Origin of the sequence: Azospirillum sp. TSH58 (genome assembly GCF_003119115.1) — a bacterium.
In the GTDB taxonomy this organism is placed as follows: Bacteria; Pseudomonadota; Alphaproteobacteria; order Azospirillales; family Azospirillaceae; genus Azospirillum.
The window spans coordinates 702,529-719,222 of the sequence record NZ_CP022367.1 but is presented as its reverse complement, the minus strand read 5'-3'; the positions used below and the strand labels follow the sequence as shown (position 1 = coordinate 719,222).

At 66.9% G+C, this 16,694-nt stretch carries 14 protein-coding genes, 1 tRNA gene and 1 pseudogene; 13 read left to right on the top strand and 3 right to left on the bottom strand.

All coding sequences use genetic code 11. The features are described 5' to 3' along the window. The first annotated feature begins 8 nt into the window (after positions 1-8). From TSH58p_RS24890 to TSH58p_RS24850, 9 genes are all read left to right on the top strand, one after another. The gene (locus tag TSH58p_RS24890; RefSeq protein WP_109070992.1) at positions 9-629 is read left to right on the top strand and encodes a nucleoside triphosphate pyrophosphatase; all 621 of its coding nucleotides are present in this window, start codon (positions 9-11) and stop codon (positions 627-629) included. After that, a complete protein-coding gene (locus TSH58p_RS24885; protein WP_109070993.1) occupies positions 626-1,882 on the top strand; it encodes a ribonuclease E/G in 1,257 nt (418 codons plus the stop codon). The genes TSH58p_RS24890 and TSH58p_RS24885 overlap by 4 nt, the downstream gene beginning before the upstream one ends. Positions 1,883-1,885: 3 nt before the next feature. Beyond that, the gene (yacG, locus tag TSH58p_RS24880; protein ID WP_109070994.1) at positions 1,886-2,086 is read left to right on the top strand and encodes a DNA gyrase inhibitor YacG; all 201 of its coding nucleotides are present in this window, start codon (positions 1,886-1,888) and stop codon (positions 2,084-2,086) included. A 98-nt stretch (positions 2,087-2,184) separates the two neighbouring features. Then, positions 2,185-2,260: transfer RNA gene (locus tag TSH58p_RS24875), tRNA-Phe, on the top strand. Between the two features lie 166 nt (positions 2,261-2,426). Next, positions 2,427-3,404 carry a glycosyltransferase family 10 domain-containing protein gene (locus tag TSH58p_RS24870; RefSeq protein WP_109070995.1) on the top strand — a complete coding sequence of 326 codons (978 nt, stop codon included), beginning with the start codon at positions 2,427-2,429 and terminating at the stop codon, positions 3,402-3,404. A gap of 22 nt (positions 3,405-3,426) precedes the next feature. After that, positions 3,427-4,149, top strand: a complete 723-nt coding sequence (locus TSH58p_RS24865) for a hypothetical protein (protein ID WP_109070996.1) — start codon at positions 3,427-3,429, stop codon at positions 4,147-4,149. A gap of 10 nt (positions 4,150-4,159) precedes the next feature. Continuing rightward, on the top strand, positions 4,160-6,661 hold the full coding sequence (locus TSH58p_RS24860) for a tetratricopeptide repeat protein (RefSeq protein ID WP_109070997.1): 2,502 nt from the start codon (positions 4,160-4,162) through the stop codon (positions 6,659-6,661). Then, a complete protein-coding gene (locus TSH58p_RS24855; RefSeq protein ID WP_109070998.1) occupies positions 6,658-7,443 on the top strand; it encodes a galactosyltransferase-related protein in 786 nt (261 codons plus the stop codon). Before TSH58p_RS24860 ends, TSH58p_RS24855 begins: the two co-directional genes overlap by 4 nt. Before the next feature lie 129 nt (positions 7,444-7,572). Next, entirely contained in the window at positions 7,573-8,652 is a 1,080-nt protein-coding gene (locus TSH58p_RS24850) for a ParA family protein (protein WP_109070999.1), read from the top strand. Positions 8,653-8,824: 172 nt separating this feature from the next. On the opposite strand, the gene TSH58p_RS24845 is transcribed toward TSH58p_RS24850, so the two are convergent. Then, positions 8,825-9,253 (bottom strand): Lrp/AsnC family transcriptional regulator, encoded by a 429-nt coding sequence (locus TSH58p_RS24845; protein WP_014198205.1) that lies wholly within the window; start codon positions 9,251-9,253, stop codon positions 8,825-8,827. A 130-nt stretch (positions 9,254-9,383) separates the two neighbouring features. On the opposite strand from TSH58p_RS24845, the gene rocF reads away from it, so the two are divergent. The 3 genes from rocF to TSH58p_RS24830 all read left to right on the top strand — a co-directional run bounded on the left by rocF (position 9,384) and on the right by TSH58p_RS24830 (position 13,032). Beyond that, on the top strand, positions 9,384-10,349 hold the full coding sequence (gene rocF / locus TSH58p_RS24840) for an arginase (protein ID WP_109071000.1): 966 nt from the start codon (positions 9,384-9,386) through the stop codon (positions 10,347-10,349). Between the two features lie 42 nt (positions 10,350-10,391). Next, entirely contained in the window at positions 10,392-11,609 is a 1,218-nt protein-coding gene (gene rocD / locus TSH58p_RS24835) for an ornithine--oxo-acid transaminase (protein WP_109071001.1), read from the top strand. Positions 11,610-11,916: 307 nt separating this feature from the next. Beyond that, a complete protein-coding gene (locus tag TSH58p_RS24830) occupies positions 11,917-13,032 on the top strand; it encodes a M14 family metallopeptidase (protein WP_109071004.1) in 1,116 nt (371 codons plus the stop codon). Positions 13,033-13,060: 28 nt separating this feature from the next. Here the strand turns inward: TSH58p_RS24830 and TSH58p_RS24825 are convergent, their stop codons facing one another. Both TSH58p_RS24825 and TSH58p_RS24820 read right to left on the bottom strand, forming a co-directional pair. Then, positions 13,061-14,305 (bottom strand): three-Cys-motif partner protein TcmP, encoded by a 1,245-nt coding sequence (locus TSH58p_RS24825; RefSeq protein ID WP_109071005.1) that lies wholly within the window; start codon positions 14,303-14,305, stop codon positions 13,061-13,063. A 26-nt stretch (positions 14,306-14,331) separates the two neighbouring features. After that, the gene (locus TSH58p_RS24820) at positions 14,332-15,120 is read right to left on the bottom strand and encodes a phage Gp37/Gp68 family protein (protein ID WP_109071002.1); all 789 of its coding nucleotides are present in this window, start codon (positions 15,118-15,120) and stop codon (positions 14,332-14,334) included. A 439-nt stretch (positions 15,121-15,559) separates the two neighbouring features. Between TSH58p_RS24820 and TSH58p_RS24815 the strand changes: the two are divergent. Then, positions 15,560-16,368: pseudogene (locus TSH58p_RS24815) on the top strand (IS5 family transposase). Positions 16,369-16,694 lie beyond the last annotated feature (326 nt).

The following is a 16,694-nucleotide window of genomic DNA, read 5'->3' as shown; positions in this document are numbered from 1 at the left end:
CCCGCGTTATGAGCACCGAAACCACCCACCGGCTCGTGCTGGCGTCCGCCTCGCCCCGCCGGCTCGACCTGTTGCGCCAGATCGGCGTGGTGCCCGACGCGGTCGACCCCGCAGACATCGACGAATCGCCCCTGCCGCGGGAGCTTCCGCCCCAGCACGCGCTGCGTCTGGCCGGCGAGAAGGCCGCCGCCGTGGCCGCGCGCCATCCCGGCGCCTTCGTGCTGGCCGCCGACACGGTGGTCGCCTGCGGCCGCCGCATCCTGCCCAAGGCGGAGGAGGAGAAGCAGGCGCGCGCCTGCCTCGGCCTGCTGTCCGGGCGGCGGCACCGGGTGTTCGGCGGAGTCGTGCTGCTGTCTCCCGCAGGGGAGGGCGACGCGCGGGAAGGGGAGGCGTTGCGCCGGTCGGATCGGCTGGTGCGCACCGACGTGACCTTCAAGTCGCTGTCCCACGAGGAGACCGAGTCCTACATCGCTTCCGGCGAATGGCAGGGCAAGGCCGGCGGCTACGCGATCCAGGGCCGGGCGGCGGCCCATGTCCGCTGGATCGGCGGCTCCTACAGCAACGTGGTCGGGCTGCCGCTGTTCGAGGTGGCGGCGCTGCTGCGCGGCGTGGGGTTCCCGCTGCCGTGAGCGGCCCGGCGGGCGGGACCGGATCGGACATTCTCATCGACCGTGACGGTCCGCTGACGCGGGCCGCCGTGCTGGCCGGCGGGCGGCTGACCGACCTCTACATCGACCACGCCGAGCGTCCATCCCTTCTGGGCCATGTCTTCCTGGGCCGGGTGGAGCGCATCGCGACGGGGCTGGACGGCGCCTTCGTCGATCTCGGCACCGGCAAGTCCGGCCTGCTCTCCGCACTCGACGCCCGCGGGCCGACGGGGCGCCCGAAGGCCAAGGGCGAGCGGATCGGCAACCTGCTGCGCACCGGCCAGACCGTGCTGGTGCAGGTGAAGGCCGACGCCACCGGGGCCAAGGGGCCGTCCCTGACCATGGACATCACCCTGCCGGGCCGCTTCCTGGTGCACGCGCCGCTGGGGCGCGACGTGGCGGTGTCGAAGCGTCTGGGCAGCGGGCCGGAACGCACCGAACTGGCCCGCCGCATCCAGGACATCGCCCCCGGCGCCGGCTGGATCGTCCGGGCGGGCGCGGCCACCGCGCCGGACGGGCTGCTGGCCGCGGAGTCGGACGCGCTGCATCTGGCGTGGCGTTCGATCCGCGACGCGGCGGAGCGGGGGGGTGGTCCCGCGCTGCTGCTGCCCGGCCCCGACGCGCCGCGCCGCGCCCTGATCGAGCATGGGGCGGCCGTCCCGTCGCGGATCATCGTGGACGACGCGGCGCTGGCCCGCGACCTCGCCGGCTGGTGCGCAGACCGCGCGCCGGACCTGGAGGGGAGGGTGGAACCGTTCGACGCCCGGCTCTTGGCCGTCCCGTCCGACAGCCGGCAGCGCCTCTTCGACCTGCGCGACCTCGACGCTGAAATCGAAACGCTGCTCGGCACGCGGGTGCCGCTGTCCGGCGGCGGGTCGCTGGTCATCGAGCGGACGGAGGCGATGACCGTCGTCGACGTCAACGCGGGGGAACGCGGCAACCCGCTGGACGTCAATCTGGAGGCGGCGGCGGAGATCGCCCGGCAACTGCGCCTGCGCAACGCCGGGGGGATCGTCGTCGTCGATTTCGTCAACATGCGCAACCGGGGCGACGCCGAACGGCTGCTGAACGCGCTGTCCCGCGCGGTGGAGAACGACCCGGCGCAGACCCAGGTCTATGGCTTGTCCAAGCTGGGCCTGGTGGAGATGACCCGCGCCCGGCGCGGCACGGCCCTGGCCGAATTGCTGGGAACCGTCCGCACGGATTCCAACCGTACCGGCGCGGCGGAGGATTGAGCGATGAACGACAACCAGAAACCCAGTGGCCGCAAGCCTATCGAAAAAGCCTGCCCGATCTGCGGCCGTCCGGCGGTGGAGGAGACCAAGCCCTTCTGCTCCAAGCGCTGCGCCGACGTGGATTTGTCGCGCTGGCTGGGGGGCGTCTACCGCATCGAAAGCCCCGATCGTCCGGACGTCGAGGAGACGGACGAGCGGGAGTGACGAGGCGGCGGATTTCTGCATTTTAGGGCTGGACAGGCCCGGCGAATTTGCCTACAAAGCGCGCCTCGACGCGCCGCGGTCTCCACCGCGGCCTCGGTGCCCAGGTAGCTCAGTTGGTAGAGCAGGGGACTGAAAATCCCCGTGTCGGCGGTTCGACTCCGTCCCTGGGCACCACTTCATCCCCCTGCGGGATCGTGGTGTTCCGAACGCTCCGTCATCCGCGGGGCGTTTTTTGTTGTCCGCGCCGCGCCACCCGGCCCGGCGAGCGCGCGGAAGGGGTGGCGTTCCCGCCGCGGCGACCGTATCGTGCGTCGCGCAACGATCCGGCACGGATGGCGGGATGCTCGATCAACGGACCAGCGCGTTTCTTGAGGACTTCCTGGCGACGCCCGGCGGCGATCCCGAGCGGCTCGACCGCTTCCTGCTGCACGGCCCCTACCGCGGGCGGCGCGGGGGCAAGCCGCGGCTGAAGCTGGCCTTCCACGACTTCTGGCCGGAGTTCGACGCGGGCACGAACTTTTTCATCGAGATCCTGTCCAGCCGCTTCGATCTGTCGGTGGTCGAGGACGACAGCGACCTCGCCATCGTGTCGGTCTTCGGCGGAAGGCACCGCACGGCGCGCAGCCGCCGCACCCTGTTCTTCACCGGGGAGAACGTCCGCCCGCCGCTGGACGGCTTCGACATGGCGGTGTCCTTCGACCGCGTCGACGACCCGCGCCATTACCGCCTGCCGCTCTACGTGATGCACGCCTACGAGCACATGCGGGAGGGGGCGGTGCCCCATTTCTGCTCGCCCGTCCTGCCGCCGGTGCCGCCGACGCGGGAGGCCTTCGCGGAGCGCAACTTCTGCGCCTTCCTCTACAAGAACCCCAACGGCGAGCGCCGCAACCGCTTCTTCCCGGCGCTGGACGGGCGGCGGCGCGTCGATTCGGTGGGCTGGCACCTGAACAACACCGGCAGCGTCGTCAGGATGGGCTGGCTGGCGAAGATCCGTGTCTTCCAACGCTACCGCTTCGCCTTCGCCTTCGAGAACGCCAGCCATCCCGGCTATCTGACGGAAAAGATCCTCGACGTCTTCCAGGCCGGGGCTGTGCCGCTCTATTGGGGCGATCCCGACCTGGAGCGGGAGGTGGCGGCGGGCAGTTTCATCGACGTGTCGCGCTTCGCCTCGGACGAGGAGGCGGTGGAGCACATCCTGGCGGTCGACGACGACTACGAGGCCTATCGCGCCCACCGCGCCGTTGCGCCCTTCCTGGGGACGGAGGAGTTCCATTTCGACGCCTACCGCCTCGCCGACTGGATCGAGAGCCGGCTGTAAGGGCCGCAGGGGAGGGGAAGCGATGGCGCGGGTGCTGCTGAATTACGCGGACGGGGCCTTTCTGGCGGCGCAGAAGCGCAACGCCCGCAGCGGGCTGGAGGTTGGCGGCTTCGATTCCGTGGCCATGCTGGGCCGAAGCCACATCGACCCGGCCTTCGTCGAGCGCAACCGCTTCATCCTCGACCAGCCGCGCGGCGCGGGCTACTGGCTGTGGAAGCCCTGGGCGGTCTGGACCTTGCTGCGCAACCATCTGAAGGATGGCGACGTGCTGTTCTACTGCGACAGCGGCGCCCATTTCGTGCACCGCGCCGACCCGGTGATCGAACTGTGCCGGGAACGGCGCGACCTGCCCATCCTGCTGTTCACGCTGCAGGACGAGTTCAAGAACCGCGGCTGGACGAAGCGGGACTGCTTCCATTTCATGCGGCTGGACCGGCCCGAATACACCGACGCCACCCAGATCCTGGCGAGTTTCATCGTCTGCGAGCGGACGCCGGAGACCATCGCCTTCGTCTCCGAATGGCTGCGCTTCGCCCAGGACGAGCGCATCCTCACCGATGCGCCGAACGAGTGCGGCAAGCCCGACTACCCGGAGTTCCGCGACCACCGGCACGATCAGAGCATCCTCAGCCTGCTGGCCCGCCGCCGCGGGGTGAGCACGATCCCCGACATCTCGCAATGGGGCGACGACCGGCGCCCGCCGGAGATCCCGCGCATCCTGCTGCACACCCGCCAGCGGGATTGAGAGGGCGCGCATGGATCTTCCCGAATCCGCCGAACGGGCCGCCGCGCTGCACCGGCAGGCCGTCGCCGCCCAGCGCGAGGGCCGCGTCCGGGACGCCGTGGCGCTGTTCCAGCAGGCGCTGGCGCTGCGCAAGGACGCGGAGATCTATCTGGATTTCGGCGGCCTGCTGGCGGGGCTGTCGCAATGGGGTCCGGCGGGGGCGGTCTACGCCGCGGCGCTGAAGCTGGCGCCCGACTCCCTCGACGCCCGGTACGGGGTGGCGCTGTCCCTTCACGCCCAGGGACGTCCGGCGGAGGCCGAGCCGCATTACCGCGCCGTCCTGACGGCCTGCCCCGGTCTGGGCGAGGTGTGGAACAATCTCGGCGTGGCGCTTCAGGACCAGGGCCGCCCGGCCGAGGCCGAAACCGCCTACCGCGAGGCCCTGCGCGACCGTCCGGAGGACGCCGGCACCTGGAAGAATCTGGCGGTCGCGCTGGACGCTCTGGGCCGGACCGGCGAGGCCGAAACCGCCTACCGCGAGGCGCTGTCGCGCAACCCGGAGCATGCGGTGTCCCTGAACAATCTCGGCGTCCTCGTCCTGGCCGCCGGGCGCTGGGATGAGGCGGGGCGGGTCGGCCGCCGCATGGCGGCGCTGAACCCGGCGGACCGGCACGGCTGGATGCTGCTGGGCAACGCCGCCCACGCGGCGGGCGGCCGGGACGAGGCGGTGCGGGCGAACGCGGTGGCGGTGCGGCTGGCGCCCGACGATGCCGCCCTGCGCCACAACCTCGCCAACGCGCTGTCCGCCGCCGGACGGCGGGAGGAGGCGGTGGCCGAGTACCAAACGGTTCTCGGGCTCCGGCCCGACCTCCCGGCGGCGGCGGTCAATCTGGCGGCGGAACTGCTCGGCCTGCACGACCTGTCCGGCGCTTTGGCGGTGCTGCGCGGCGCGATCGGGCGGCATCCGGACCATGGTGCGGCGTGGCGGGTCCTCGGCCAGACGCTGTCCGGCGCCTTGCGGCCGGACGCCGCGCTCCACGCCCTGCGCCGGGCGGTGGCTCTCGATCCCGGCGAACCGGCGGGCTGGGAGGATCTGGCCGCCGCCGCGACCCTGGCCGACCGGATCGCGCCGTCCATCGAAGCCCTCCGCCGCGTCCGCCGGCTCTCCCCCGCCTACAACCCGGCGCTGGCGCCACTGGTGCAGCAGCAGCGCCACGCCTGCGACTGGCGCGACCTGCCGGCGCTCGAAAGCGACCTGATCGGGCGGCTGCGCGCCGGGGCGCTGGGCGTGCCGCCGTTCGGCCTGCTGGCGGTGGACACGACCCTGGCGGACCAGCGGGCGGCGGCGGAGCGCTGGGCGCGGCAGAAGGCGCACGGCGTGCCGCCCTTCGACCCGCTGGCGGTGGCGCGGCCCACGGTTCCGGGCGATGGGCGCCTGCGCATCGGCTATCTCTCCGCCGACTTCCACGAGCACGCCACCGCCTACCTGATGGCGGAGCTTCTGGAGCGGCACGACCGGACGGGCTTCGCCGTGACCGCCTATTCCACCGGCATCGACGACGGCAGCCCGATGCGGCGGCGCCTGACCGCGGCGGTGGAGCGCTTTGTCGATCTGCGCGACCGTTCCGACCTGGACGCCGCGCGGGCCATCGCCGCCGACGGCATCGACATCCTGGTGGACCTAAAGGGCTACACGGCCTTCGCCCGCACGGCGATCCTGGCGGCGCGGCCGGCCCCGGTGCAGGTGAACTGGCTGGGCTATCCCGGCACCATGGGGGCGAACTTCATCGACGTGATCCTGGCCGACGCGGTCACCATTCCGCCGGGCGAGGAGGGCTTCTACAGCGAGGCGGTGGTCCGGCTTCCCCACTGTTACCAGCCCAACGACCGCCACCGTGCCATCGCGGAGCGCACCCCGTCGCGCGCCGACTGCGGGTTGCCGGAGGACGGCTTCGTCTTCTGCTGCTTCAACAGCCCCTACAAGCTGACGCCCGCTGTGTTCGACGTCTGGGCGCGGCTGCTGCGCGCCGTTCCGGGGAGCGTGCTGTGGCTCTACGCCGGCAACCCGCTGGTGGCCGGCAACCTGCGGCGCGAGGCGGCGGCCCGCGGCGTGGCGCCGGAGCGCCTCGTCTTCGCGCCGCCGCGCCCGCTGGCGGAGCATCTGGCGCGGCACCGGCTGGCCGACCTGTTCCTCGACACGCTGCCCTACAACGCCCACACCACCGCCAGCGACGCGCTGTGGGCCGGGCTTCCGGTCCTGACCTGCCGCGGCGCGACCTTCGCCGGGCGGGTGGCGGCCAGCCTGCTCGACACGGTGGGATTGCCGGAACTGGTGACGGACACGCTGGCGGCCTACGAGGCGCTGGCCCTCGACCTCGCCCGCGATCCGCGGCGGCTGGCCGGGCTGAAGGCGCGGCTGGCGGCGGCGCGGACGGCCAGCCCGCTGTTCGACGGCGACCGCTTCGCCCGCGATCTCGAAGCCGCCTACCGGGCCATCCGGCAACGATTCGCAGCGGCAGGAGACACGCGATGACGACCATGGACCGGCGGCTTCACATCGTCGTGCCCTACCGCGACCGCGAAGCCCATCTGCGGGACTTCGTGCCGCGGGTCTGCGCTTACTTCGCAACGCTCCCCGAACCCATCGACTACCGCGTCACCATCGTGGAGCAGGAGGCCGGGCTGCCCTTCAACCGGGGCGCCGTCAAGAATGTCGGCTTCCTGCTGGGCGAGGCGGCGAGCGACTACACCTGCCTGCACGACATCGACTATCTGCCCATCGACGCCGATTACTCCTGGGTTGACCGGCCGACCCCGATCCTGTCCTTCGGGGCGGAGCGGCGGCCGGTGGCGCCCGGCCGCTCGGACCAGACGGTGACCACCGACCTGGAGAGCACGATGGGCGGCGTCCTGCTGATGCCCAACGACGTGTTCCGGCGGATCGACGGCTATTCCAACGCCTATTGGGGCTGGGGCTATGAGGATTTCGACCTGTCGCTGCGCATCCGCTCGCGCCGCATCCCGACGGCGCGGCGGCCCGGCCGGTTCGAGCCGCTGGACCACGACAACGAGGGCTTCAACCCCGACGCCTCGGCCTCGCCCATCTCGCGGGTCAACAAGCGGGTGTTCCAGTCCAATTGGGCCGGCGGGGCGATCCCGGAGGAGGACGGCCTGTCCAGCCTGACCTTCGACATCCTCGACCGCCGCCCCTGCGACGGCGTCCATCCCGGCGCCGAGGGGCGGTGGGAGATCGTGCGCGTTCGCCTGACCATGGCGCCGCTGCCCGGCCAGCTGGCGGCCTTCAAGGCGCGCTGAAGCTGTTACCTTTCGGGACACCGGCGCATCTGCGGGAAGACACCGCCCCGCCCGCTTGGCTATAGTGCGGCGCTCGCGGGGGCGTTCGGCCCGCAGAACGACCCTGCAGAACGACGAAGCGGAACGGACATGACCAGCCACGAAGACGTCTTCGACGCGCCGGAGACGCGGCAGCCGACCATCCTGGCGGTGTACAACCAGAAGGGCGGCGTCGGCAAGACGACCACCTCCGTGAATCTCGCCCTGGCGCTGGCCGCGCTGGGCAAGAGCGTCGTCCTGATCGACTTCGACCCGCAGAGCAGCGCCACCAGCAACTTCCTGCTGCGGGAGAAGGCGCGGGTCGGCATCAACGACCTGCTGAGCCAGGACACCTTCGTCGAGGACGCCATCACCCCGACCAGCTTCGACGGGCTGTCGATGATCGTCGGCGCGCGGAAGCTCTATTCGCTGGAACACGCGCTGGACGCCCGCGGCGGGTCGCAGCGGGGCCTGCGCAAGGCGCTGCACTTCTCGCGCAACCCGCCGGACTATGTGGTGATCGACTGCCCGCCGGCGCTCGGCCATCTGGCGGCGGGCGCGCTGGCGGCGTCGGACCGGCTGGTGCTTCCGGTCTTTCCGGGGCGCTACGCGCTGGACGGGCTGAAGCGCACCCTGTCGGTGGTCGAGCACATCCAGAAGGGCATGAACCCCAACCTGTCTGTGGCCGGCATCCTGATGCTGTCGATCACCAACGACGAGGTCGGGCGCGAATCGCTGACCCTGCTGCGCTCCGAATTCCCGGACCTGATGTTCCGCACGGCGATCCCCTATGACGTGGACGTGGTGAAGGCGACCTACCGCCGGATGCCCGCCGCGATCTTCAGCCCGGAGGGGCGGACGACCACGCGCTTCCTGGCGCTGGGCTGGGAGATCGTCCATGGCCGAGGTTCCTCCCCGACCGACGAGCAGCTGAAGCCGGCGCAGGACCGCATCCGCGCGTGGCACGCCGACACCGACTCCTCCTACAGCGCCCGCCGCGCCGCGGCGCCGGACGAGGGCGACGACTCCACGGGCGGCAACAACGGGCGTGGCGCGGGGGCTGAGGCGCCGAAGGGCGGCGGCGGCCGGGCGCTGGTCGCGGCGGCGGTCGGGCTGATCGTTGGCTTCGCGCTGGGCGCGCTGTTCGGCCAGCCGCTTCTGGGCGGCGTGCTGGCCGGTCTCGGGGGCTGAGCGGGGGCGTCGTCCGAACGCGGCGTGCGGGAGACGCGGGCAAGACTCGGCACGGATTTCACGGATTTTTTCAATCCGAGTTTCACCCCACCATCAAAGCGCGCGGGGCAGGCTGATTCCGTGAAATCCGTGTCGATTCTTGTCTCCCGACGGAGCGACGCGGCTCCGACGCCTACAGCACCGCCTTGCGGGCGGAGAGCAGGATGCTGGTCTCGGTGGAGGCGATCCCGGCGATCTGCCGGACGCGGCGCAGCGTGTCGTCGAAGGCCTCCAGCGACTCCGTTTCGATTTCAGCGACGACGTCCCAGCGCCCGTTGGTGGTGTAGACCGTCCGCACCTCCGGAAAGCCGTGCAGGCGGGCGATGACCGTCTCGGCGGCGCGGCCCTCCACCTCGATCATCGTGATGGCCCGGACCATGGCGGGCCGCAGATCCTTGCGCAGCAACACCGTGAAGCCGGCGATCACCCCGCTCTCGACCAGACGGTCGATGCGGGCGCGCACGGTCGCGCGCGACACCTTCAGCGCGGCGGCAAGCCCGGCGACGGGCTGGCGCGCGTCGGCGCGCAGCAGGCCCAACAGGCGGTGGTCCAGGTCGTCCATGCCAAAATGATAAGCCGGGCTTGCCACACTGTCAAAAACGCTGCCGTTCGTTGGCACTTTTCCGTCTTTCTGCCGCCGGTGCCGCCCCCGATAGTCATGGAAGGCAGATTCACACGGGGAGAGGGGCGGCATGGCGTCGGGGGATCGGGACGATCAGCGCTTCGTGGAGATCATCGGCGTTCCCATCGAGGCGGGGGCCGGCCATCCCGGCGCCCTGATGGGGCCGGCGGCGCTGCGCACGGCGGGGCTGGTCCGCGCCCTGCGCGAGCTGGGGCACGAGGTCCGCGACCTTGGTGACCTGACGCCTGGCCCCTGGAGCGAGGGCGACGCCGCCACCGCCCGTCTGGCGGAGATCACCGCCTGGTCGCGGGCGCTGGCCGACCACTCCTACGCCATGATGCGGGCGGGCGGGGTGCCGGTGTTCCTGGGCGGCGACCACAGCCTGTCCATGGGTTCGGTCACCGGGGTGGCCCGCCATTGCCGGGAGGCCGGCAAGCCCCTGTTCGTGCTGTGGCTGGACGCGCACGGCGACTTCAACACGCCCCACACCTCGCCGTCCGGCAACATGCACGGCATGCCGGTGGCCCTGCTGTGCGGGGAGGACGGCTTCGACGACGTCTTCCCGCCGGAGCAGCGCGCCACGGTGAACCCCGCCCATGTCCATCTGTTCGGCATCCGCTCCCTCGACCCCGGCGAGCGGCGCCTGCTGCGCGCCCGCGGGGTGGATGTGGTGGACATGCGGCTGATCGACGAGCACGGGGTCGGCGTCCATATGCGCCGCATCATCGAGCGGGTGCGGCAGGCCGACGGCCATCTGCATGTCAGCCTGGACGTGGATTTCCTCGACCCCGCCATCGCCCCCGCGGTGGGCACGGCGGTGCTGGGCGGGGCGACCTACCGCGAGGCGCACCTGATCATGGAGATGCTGCACGACGCGGGCGTCGTCGGCTCGCTGGACGTGGTGGAGTTGAACCCCTTTCTGGACGAGCGGGGCAAGAGCGCGCTTCTGCTGGTCGATCTGGTGGCGAGCCTGTTCGGCCGCCGCATCATCGACCCCGCCGTCACCCAGTCGCAGATCGGCGGGCAAGCCGTTTGACGAAGGCCGTTTGAAGAAGAAACAACCCCCGGAGAGAACGCCATGCTTCCGCACGCCGCCGACCTGATCGGGACCGAACACCGCCTGGGCGCCCACAATTACAAGCCGCTGGACGTCGTTCTGGCGCGCGGCGAGGGTGTCTATGTCTGGGACACCGAGGGCAACCGCTATCTCGACTGCCTGTCGGCCTATTCCGCGGTCAACCAGGGCCATTGCCACCCGAAGATCCTGGAGGCGATGGTGCAGCAGGCGTCGAAGCTGACCCTGACCTCGCGCGCCTTCCGCAACGACCAGCTGGCGCCGTTCTACGAGGAACTGGCGGCGCTGACCGGCTCCCACAAGATCCTGCCGATGAACAGCGGGGCGGAGGCGGTGGAATCGGCGATCAAGACGGTGCGCAAGTGGGGCTACGAGGTGCGCGGCGTGCCGGAGAATCAGGCGGAGATCATCGTCTGCTCCGACAATTTCCACGGGCGCACCATCTCCATCGTCAGCTTCAGCACCGACCCGGACGCCCGCGGCGGCTTCGGCCCCTTCACGCCGGGCTTTCGCACCGTGCCCTTCGGCGATGCGGCGGCGCTGGAGGCGGCGATCACCCCCAACACGGTGGCCGTCCTGCTGGAGCCGATCCAGGGCGAGGCCGGGGTGGTCATCCCGCCCGCCGGCTATCTGCGCCGGGTGCGCGACCTGTGCACGGAGCGCAACGTCGTGATGATCCTGGACGAGATCCAGACCGGGCTGGGCCGCACCGGCAAGCTGCTGGCCGAGGAGCATGAGGGGGTGGAGGCCGACGTCACCCTGATCGGCAAGGCGCTGTCCGGCGGCTTCTACCCGGTGTCGGCGGTGCTGTCGAACTCCGAGGTGCTGGGCGTGCTGAAGCCCGGCCAGCACGGCAGCACCTTCGGCGGCAACCCGCTGGCCTGCGCCGTCGCCCGCGCCGCCATGCGGGTGCTGGTGGAGGAGGGCATGATCGACAACGCCGCCGCCCAGGGCGCCTATTTCCTGGAGCGGCTCGGCGCCATCCGCAGCAACGTGATCCGCGAGGCGCGCGGGCGCGGCCTGATGCTGGCGGTGGAGCTTCACCCGGAGGCGGGCGGGGCGCGCCGCTATTGCGAGGCGTTGCGGGCGCGCGGCGTCCTGGCGAAGGACACCCACGACCACACCATCCGCATCGCCCCGCCGCTGGTCATCACCCGCGAGCAGGTCGATTGGGCGCTGGAGCAGTTCGACGCCGTGCTGACGGGAAACGCCCTTCCGTAAATGGCCTGGGTCATCGCATTCGCCCCTTTTAACCCTCTCCCCCCTGGGGAGAGGGTGGCCCGGAGGGCCGGTGAGGGGGTTGCGCTTTTGCCGGACGTACCGCCACGCGCAACCCCCTCACCCTAACCCTCTCCCCGCTTTCGGCGGACCAAAGGTCCGCCTGTCGCGCCAGCGCAAACTGCGTTTGCGCGTGAGCAGGGGGGAGAGGGGATTTTAACGAACAGCCCAGCGCAAAAGGCGCTTGCGGCCCGCTCCGGCCTTCGCCACGGTGGGGGCGGGCTTTCCATCCATCCAGCAGCGATCCGCCATGCACAGCGCCATCATCGACCTCCCGTCCGCCACCCCCGGCACCCGGCGGACCCTGACCGTCCAGCGCTTCGGAACGGCGGGCGCGCGGCCCTGCGCCTACATCCAGGCGTCGCTGCACGCCGACGAGATCCCGGCCATGCTGGTGGCCGACAAGCTGCGCCGCATCCTGACCGCGCTGGAGGCCGAGGGGCGGATCGCCGGCGAGGTCATCCTCGTCCCGGTCGCCAACCCGGTGGGGCTGGGCCAGTCGCTGATGGACCATCACCTCGGCCGCTTCGACCAGGACGACGGCAAGAACTTCAACCGCGACTACCCCCACCTGACCGAGGCGGTGGCCGAGCGCGTCGCCGACCGCCTGACCGACGACGGCGAGGCCAACAAGGCCGCCATCCGCGCCGCCCTGGCCGACGCGCTGGCCGAACGCACCCCGCGCACCGAGACGGAGCACATGAAGCACCGTCTTCTGGAACTGGCGCTCCAGGCCGATTGGGTGCTGGACCTGCATTGCGACCTGGAAGCGGTGATGCACCTCTACACCCTGACGCCCTCGGCGGAGGCCTTCGCCCCGTTGCAGCGGCTGCTGGGCGCGCAGGCGGTCTTCCTGGCCGAGGAATCCGGCGGCGACCCCTTCGACGAGGCGGTCAGCCGCCCCTGGAACGAGCTTGCCAAGCGCTGGCCCGACCGCCCGATCCCCTTCGGCTGCCACTCCGTGACCGTGGAGCTGCGCGGGCAGGCCGACGTGGAGCACGCCCAGGGCGAGGCGGACGCCCAGGCCATCGCCGGCTTCCTCACCCATGCCGGAGTCCTGTCCGGCGAGCCGCCGGCCCTGCCGGAGCCGCTGTGCGCCCCGACCCCGCTGGAATCCTCCGAACCGCTGACCGCCCCGGTGGGCGGCGTGGTGGTCTTCCATCACAAGGCGGGCGACCGCGTGGAGGCCGGCGCCGTGGTCGCCGACATCCTCGACCCGCTGACCGGCGACGTGACTCCGGTGCGCTGCGAATCAGCCGGCGTGCTCTACGCCCACAGCGCGACCCGCTTCACCTTGGCGGGCAAGAGGATCGCCAAAGTGGCGGGGACAACGCTGCGGCGGACTGGGCCGTTGTTGAGTGCGTGAGTGATCTGTCTCGTCCGATAATGAGGTATTAGCTTTTATCTTTTGCTTTTAACCGTAACATTGTATGAAAGCTGCGTTGCGGTTTTCGGCGAATTACATCTTTAATGTTGATGTCTTTTCTCCGAATGCCTCCTGATTCTGTCACAACTTCCAGATCAGGATTATCAATCAAGGCTGTATTTATATCATCTTGGTGGGCCGGAGTGTTGTTATATATCTTCTGAAAAAAATCATTAACGCTTATTGATTCTCCCGCATCGCTCACAAATCGAGGGATATCTCCGAAGAGCTGATCTCTTGCAATTTTGCGACCATCTTGGTCAAATAAATATAGCTGCCCCTTTTCATGTAGTTGGTCGTAGACAAGCATGTCTATACCCGAGCGACCAAAATGTGCTTGGAAGCTGCTATTTTTGTGAAGTATATTATTATATACTTGTCGCGCGCGATATGAATTGGAAAAATGTATAAACCAGTATTGCCACCCATTCGGATTGTTTATGGAAAATGGACTAACGAACGGCGAGCATTTTTGAAGTGTATCAAAGACCATCCGTTCCGCTGCCCCTAACCATTCTTTTCTGCTGGATATGGTTTCAAGGTCTTGCAGAATGGGGCGGTCAATTTCGAGATGAGCTAGGCGTTTCAGTAATTTTTCAGGTTCCTTTTTTTGCAGAAAAGCAACAAGAGAGCTAATCATAAACGTAAAAAATATCTCAGCCTTTGACCAGGATCTCATAATATCATGTATTGTTTCAATTTTAACATGCATGTCTCCGCATTGATCTAGGTTGAATAAAACATTCCTGTATTTTTGAAGTTTAGGTTTTGATTTAAGATATGATGTTTCAAAATCATCGCACGAATATTCAACGTTAATGCTTAGTCTTTGATTCTCTTCCAAAACCTGCTGTAGTACTGGGTTGACATTATTTTTAAGTGATTGGAAGGCATCACGGTCGGCATCGTTGAGAATCAATAGGCATTCAATTCTTAAGGGAGAAGACCCTTCAGTAGCGCGTACAATATTTATGCGCTGCACAGCATACTGAAGTTCCTGGACGAAAATTAACGGTGAGCCTGGAGTTCCGCATCTGTAGCGTCCTCCACCAGCGAAGCCATCCATAATGGCAAGTCTGAAGCGATCTCGACGGCGATGCCCGCACCGGACTGAAAGATAGTCAGAAAAATATTCTCGTAAAATTTTATGTTTTCGCCGGGAGTGGTCTTCAAGGGTCGCCCCATCGGCCCATTGGTATGCTTTCCCAACCACTTATCTGTCTCCTAAGCAATTTTAATTCATAATGCGGTTGTTGTGCGGACACCTACGGGCATCTCATCCCAGGTTTGCCCTCGATATTCCCGACCATTTTCTTTTTTAGAGCGGCGCTTATTATCTTTACCCCATGTGCCCCACTGCTTAAAGAAGAATGCTGTGCTGGCCTGTACACATTGATAGTATATTTCGTCAATCCATTCTTCGCGGACAGGGCGAGCTTTCCTTCCGCTTTCACCTCCAACGATTGCCCAATGAATACCGTTGAGGTTTACGGCTCCGACGGGTCCAACTAGGGGCTCAAAGGAAATAAATCTTATTGCTGCTGGCGCTGCGCGTAGATGATCAATGCGCTCCACCACATTACTATCTTCTACGCTTGCTCCGAGCCAAACGTTCGGCAAAACATTTCCGTCCATTCTCGAAACAATATCAGCCATTCTCTTAGGGCGTTTCGTTAGAATTTGATAGTTATGACGCGGAGTCCCTCGCATTACTTGCCAAACAGACATAATAAACTCTTCGCTTACTTTCTCATGAAAGAGGTCGCTCATTGAATTAACAAAAATTTTTCGAGGCTTCTTCCACCTATAAGGTATTTGAAGAGAAGATTTGTCTTCGCGGATGACGCCGTTCCATACGGTTCGCTTCCCGGTCTGGCGTGTTAATCCAGCGTATTTTTCCATTCCCATTAATTCAAGGCGTCGAGCCATATCCATGGCATAGCAATTTGTGCAGCCCGCACTTTCAATTGAACAACCAGCAACTGGATTCCAAGTTGCGTCTGTCCATTCAATCTGTGTTTCAGCCATGCCTTCTTCCTCGCGCCGCTGTATTTTATTTTAAGAGGTTTTCACTGGATAGGCTTGTGAGTTTTATTGAGAACCCGCCTTTTTGATCAGACGTATTATTGATGGTTCATTTCTGTGTATCTTTCATTATTTTTGGCCTTGTTACCAAAATTGTTTGTATCGCGCCTGAATTTTCCTGCCGATTGAGCGGGCCTAAGCAGCATGTTTTTCACCGTTTCTCAATAGATGATGTAACATCATTAAGTGTTGTTTTGCTACCTCCTGTCTCGTTTCCCTAACGCAATATTTGAACGCCCGAGTCTCCCCATCACCTCTACCGGGACCCTGTCTCTTATGCGCCGCCATCCCGCCTTGGCCAGCGCGTCCCGTCGCACCTCATCCGCGATTAGGTTCTGTTCTCAAAGGCTGTGAGGGTTTGGCTGTGCCCTGTTGAAGGGGGATGGCACGATCTGAACTGAGCGATGAGCAGCTTCAGCATTTGCTGGAGTTGCTTCCGCCGGAACGCCCGTGGACGGGCCGGCCGGCGCGGGACCTGGAGCGCACCGTGCGGGCGATCCTGTGGGTGAACCGCACCGGCTCGCCCTGGCGCGATCTTCCGGCCGAGTACGGTCCCTGGCAGACGGCGGCCAACCGCTTCTACCGCTGGCGCAAGGCCGGGGTATGGGAGCGCGTGTTGGAACTGGTTCAGGCCGAGGCGGATGAGGCCGGCAAGTTGGACTGGAGCCTGCACCAAGTCGACAGCACAGTGGTCCGCGCCCACCAGCACGCCGCCGGCGCAAAAGGGGGCAGTTGAACCAAGCGCTTGGCCGCTCGCGCGGCGGCTTCTCAACCAAGATCCACCTGCGCGCCGACCGCCACGGCCAACCGCTCGCTTTCGTGCTGAGCCCCGGTCAAGCCGCCGACCAGAGCGCGTTGACGGTGCTGATGGAGGCGGTCGCAGTGCGCCGAGTGGCAGGTGGACGACCGCGGGAAAGACCCGAGCGCGTGGTCGCTGACCGCGCCTACTCCAGCCAAGCCATCCGCCGCTACCTGCGTCGGCGCGGGATCGGGGCGGTGATCCCACAGCCCTCCAGCCAGAAGCCCTGTGCTCTGGTGGATTGGGCCGCCTATCGCTCCCGCAACGCCATCGAGCGCCTGATCAACCGCCTCAAACAGTTCCGTCGCATCGCCACCCGATACGAGAAACTCGCCGCCAACTACCTCGCCATGGTCCACATCGGGGCTATCCGACTATGGCTCAGGGTTTGAGAACAGGACCTAGCGCGGAGGCGGCCTTGACCCGCCCATCGTAATGGTAAGGGCAGGATCTCCAATAGGTCGAGGGGGCAGTTCGGTGTCAGTGTGGCGCTCGGTCCGTGCTGCGGTTCGACAGGAAGTGGCAGACGCGGATGACCTCGAAGATGCTCACCTCGTCGTCATGCAGAGTCGGCGCCAGCGTCGTGTTGGCGGCAAAGCGGTCGCGGAACGCTTCTTACCAATACTGGAGGCCGACCACGGTCAGGCCGCGCTCGCTTGGCGCGTTGATGGTGCCACACCGGATGCCGTGGCGGCCACTCTCCGCGCTTGACGGCCAT